The sequence below is a fragment of the Thiosulfatihalobacter marinus genome, assembly GCF_016019955.1.
Classification (GTDB): Bacteria; Pseudomonadota; Alphaproteobacteria; order Rhodobacterales; family Rhodobacteraceae; genus Shimia; species Shimia marinus_A.
Genome location: NZ_JAECRZ010000038.1, coordinates 1 through 4,311 on the forward strand (window position 1 = coordinate 1; position 4,311 = coordinate 4,311).

Annotated in this window: 3 protein-coding genes; 1 reads left to right on the top strand and 2 read right to left on the bottom strand. The window is 53.0% G+C overall.

Annotation, left to right across the window (positions count from 1 at the left end; translation table 11 throughout):
* Nucleotides 1-118: 118 nt before the first annotated feature.
* Nucleotides 119-1,762, bottom strand: coding sequence for a DUF6119 family protein (locus I3253_RS20215; RefSeq protein ID WP_197919591.1), 1,644 nt, complete (start codon nt 1,760-1,762; stop codon nt 119-121).
* Nucleotides 1,763-2,794: 1,032 nt separating this feature from the next.
* Between I3253_RS20215 and I3253_RS20220 the strand changes: the two genes are divergently transcribed.
* Nucleotides 2,795-4,165, top strand: a complete 1,371-nt coding sequence (locus I3253_RS20220; protein WP_197919592.1) for a hypothetical protein — start codon at nt 2,795-2,797, stop codon at nt 4,163-4,165.
* Here I3253_RS20220 and I3253_RS20225 read toward each other — a convergent pair.
* The coding region (locus I3253_RS20225; RefSeq protein ID WP_197919593.1) for an integrase core domain-containing protein at nt 4,111-4,311 on the bottom strand (201 nt) is incomplete at its 5' end. The genes I3253_RS20220 and I3253_RS20225 overlap by 55 nt on opposite strands.

The window sequence follows — 4,311 nt, forward strand, 5'->3', positions numbered from 1 at the left end:
CGTTTCGCCATCTCGTATCCCTCCAAAAAGTTCGGGATACACCTTAGCTAACTGTCCGGATTTCCGGGACCACTTCACAAGGAGCTCGGTTTTTGTCGGGAAGAGCGCGTTCCCCGGTTCAAATCTTCTCGGGCGTAACCTCTATGAAGCGTAGAACAACATTGAACTGCATCGCTCGCAAATCCATAGCCTCATCACGTAGAGATATCTTGCTGAAAAACGGGATGTTGAAGTCGCCGCCAACCCTTGGCACGTCGGCAATCCAATACTCGACCGTCCACCCTTCGACGGCAATTCCCACTTGTTTTTCAAGAGTGTCCGCTTGGGCGTCAAAACCCAAACCGCGAACCAGCTTCGCCAATTGGACCCAAGTATCGTCTACTTTGCGAAACTGCTGGGCTGAGTTGGATCCTTGTTTAAAAAAATGACTTAGGATGTTGGAGCGGCGCGAGCTTTTCTTTACATGAATGAACCTTTTGTTAGGCACATCCAGCAAATCACAAGGCTCGAAGCCCGATCTGATAACATCTGGAATTGAGATTTCAGTCTTGTCCAATAGCACTAGGCCAAGTTCGGCAGCAATGCGGGCATTGTAGTCGGCCTCTACCTCGATCTTCCCATTGTCCTTGGCATCGAAGAACTTCTTTATTGGGCTTGGCTTCGGCACGTTCCAGCTTTGCACAACTCCGTCGAAGTGCTTTTCGACCGAAGTACGAAATGTGTCATCGATACGGTACCATTGACCATCGTTGATCGCGTAGCGTTGCCCGTCTTTAGAAATCGATCCTAGAAGAGCCTTTTTGAGTGGCCAACTGAGACTGGGACGATCATCTTCAAAATCCGAGACAATCTTATGTTTAGTGAGGGTTTCAACCGTTGTTTTTGTTATATCGCCTCCCATGGCAGCCACATAATGTCTTAGCAGAAGATCTGGGAACGCGCGGGTAAGCCTAGGTCCTTTGAAGCGAAAGCTTACCCCTTCAGCTTCGGAGATTGAGGGGAGGCCCAACTCGAAACGGTCCTCATTCGCCTTTATGCTTTGAACGGCTAGTTGAAAAAGTGAGTTTACTACTACACGATCCGTAACAGGACGCACCGAGTCAATTAACCCAAACACTGTGTTCTGGTAGTCAAGAGATTGGAATAGGACGACTATTTCATCTACCATGGCGATGACGTCATCAAGCGAGTAATCACCCGTAAGCTTGAGAGATTTGGACCCTGTTATCGTGTCCAGACCACTGGCATCAACCGCAGCACCGCTCAGCTTCTTAACGAGATCCAACGCATCGTCTACACCAAAACTGGTGAATTCCCGCTGAAACGGTGATTGAGACACGCCTTGAAGAGCGTCCCCAAGGTTTGAACGCTCCAGTCTTTTAAGTTTTTCTGGATCCAGCGCGTTTATCGCGACTTTTAGCCCGAAATCAGCTTCCAAAAAATCTTCGTTGAGTAGCATCCACCCGTGCGCAAATGAGAGGATAATCACGTACGGGCCAACTCGTACAAACAGCAACCCCGCGACTGACTGCCGGTTTTCCAATTCTATGTTGGGAACGCGAATAGATAGCCTTTTCATCCAAGGAGGTGGGCCTGAATTGCCTCGAAACACATGCAGAACGGCTTGCTCACCAAGGTTTTCGACAATGTGGCTCTGATGCCCTTGCTTGCCAATGCGTTCCTTCGCTTTTGGGGATAGGTAGTCACCAAATTCGTGAAGCGCCTTTTTTGCCAAAAATAGCGTGTATGAAGTTCTGGGCATTTCGCTCGCTCAGGTTGAACTATAAGAAATCCTACTCGCTTTACTTTTGAATGTCCAATTGGATTGGTAGTCTGACTGGTCGCTGCATCTCCACGCCGCGCTTTCTCCCACCAGTCAACTTCGCCCTCATGGTCTTCCTGCTTCTGGTCCCGACCGATGAGTTCCGGGACGCTCGGATTTAGCCCCCCAGCCACCACCGCCAGCGCCTCAAGAGCCGGTCAGCGGTTCTCCGGCGAGGCTCCAGCGGCCTCCCAATTGCCCCAGAAACCGCCCCAGATCGTCCCGCTACGCTAAAAAACCGATAGCAATCAAGGGTTGGCAAGGTTTCCTACCACCCCAGCCAGACACTCGTTTCGATCAGGAAGACCTTCCCCGCTTTGGCGGTTAGCCCACCCGTGGCACCCGAGCGCCCCAAAAATGCCCCACGGAATGCCCCAGTGGTCGACGCATCGATAGCGGGTGCGGGCGGGGTCTCTTTCCCATAGCCTGAGCGGGCTCTTGTTGTTGGTTGGGGGAACCAACTGGACTTGGATTCCTCCTTCTGTTGACCTCCCCCGGAGTGATCGGGAGAGGCCTTTGGCGTTATGTCCTAGTATAGGCGGGCATAGGGATAAGTAATGGAAAACGAAGGGAAACAAGTCGAGGAGAACCCCTCAGACCACCCAGGTTGTACATCCATTACCCCAAACCCCCAGAGTCGAGATACGCTAACCGCTCGTTGAAGATGCGTTGGCGCGGAAAGGAAATACTTCGCGACCCACTTGACTGTTAACGCAAACATCCCCATATGGCATTTTTCGTAAGCCGCCCGCATTCCGTGGGCAAATTATCAGCGTCTAGAGGCGCTATAGTGGTCTGATCCGCTATGAGGTTCCGCAAGAACCTCCATTCCTGAACCCCAAAATTCAATCGACAGTCGAGGTGTGTCTCGTGGTCAGCTGAGTGCTGTCTGCGTTTTCGCCCGACTTCCATCTCCCGTGGTCGCCAGAACGCGCCCGGGGGATTCAAGAGTAAGGAAAGGCCTCATGGCTTATGGTAAAAACTCAAATTGGACAGACCCTGAAACAAACTACGATCAAAAATCCACGCTATTCCAAGCTTCTGGACGTTCACAGACATTCGGAGCATTCAGACGTTTCAAGACTGGTAAAGCATATCTGGAGCAAGTGCTTCGGTCAGCCAGTCGATGCCACCCCCAAGTCCGGAGGGGTCAAACCAAAGGCAAACAGCCTCTCTCAGTTCCGGGTTGTCATTCTGGACTTGTATATGGCCTGGAAGGAGGATCCCGATCTATGCGTTGCGGTCGCCATGTCCAATTCAGCTTGGCGAACCGGATCACGATACAACAAGATTGGGCTTTCCCGGAAGGTTCCGCAGATAATCCACCGTCTGCATGAATGCGGATACATCGACTATTCAGCGGGGAGCTATTCGGTTCCCGGGGCAGTTACTAACCGAACCAGCCGTATCAGGGCGGCGGAACCGCTCAAACAGCTCTTTCGGGATGCCCGGTTTGGTCCGCAGCATGTTCTGACCTTCGCGGGTAAGGAATGCATCATCATGCGGGGCTCGGAGAAGTCGGAGCGGAATCTGGAGTATGAGGATACCCCGGAGACTGTCCGGATGAGAGCTGACCTGACCAAATACAATCGGTTGCTCCAGCGCACGTTCATCGACGTCCCGGATCAGGTACAGACCTATATCGAGCGCCCTGTGAAGAAAGGCCCACGGGCAGGCGAGATGACGCGGGTGCCGGTTTGCGGGCTCGATAACTTCGTTCATCGGGTCTTCAACCGCAATGACTGGAGTTGCGGGGGCCGGTTCTATGGTGGCTGGTGGCAATCGGTAGGGTCTGAGTTCCGAAAACGCATCCACATCAATGACGTGCCAACGGTGGAGGTAGACTTTGACGCGGTTCACGTTGCCATCTTGGCCGCCAAACATGGGATGTCACTTGATGATGATCCGTATGTTCTGGAGGAAGGCCTGATTGAAGGGCTGGATGCCGAACAACAAAGGAAGGTGGTCAAACTGCTTGTCCTGATGTCTCTCAATGCAAAGGATCAGAGGTCAGCCTGCAATGCGTTCCGGGATGCGTCACCAACAGGTTCTCGGGCCAAATCCATGAAAAACAATGAGTTGGTTCGGGTCTTGGATGCCTTCATCGAACGGTACCCCAAGCTTCGGGATGACCTCTGCGCTGACCGTGGCATTTACCTTATGAAGAAGGACAGTCAGATCGCATCTCTGGTTATCCGGCACTTCACGAACCGAAACATCCCGGTGCTGTGTGTTCATGACAGTTTCCTCATCGGCTATGCGCAGGCAGGTGACCTGCCACTGAACTTTCATCCAGCCGCGACCGGAGCCCGGTTTGTGTTTACGCCGGTTGGCGCAGGTTGAGCAATCGCCCGACGCGTGGAGCTTTCATCTCGCGTAGCGGGGCGGGCGATTGCGGTGGTCGGGGTCCGCGCATAGTCAGCCGGGGTTTGGTAGTCCAAGGCTGAATGGGGTCGTTCGGTGTTGTAGTCAGCCGCCCAGGCCGCGAT

Excerpts from the sequence above, each read along its gene's own strand:
- I3253_RS20215 (WP_197919591.1), bottom strand. The coding sequence starts at position 1,762 with ATGCCCAGAACTTCATACACGCTATTTTTGGCAAAAAAGGCGCTTCAC.
- I3253_RS20220 (WP_197919592.1), top strand. The coding sequence starts at position 2,795 with ATGGTAAAAACTCAAATTGGACAGACCCTGAAACAAACTACGATCAAA.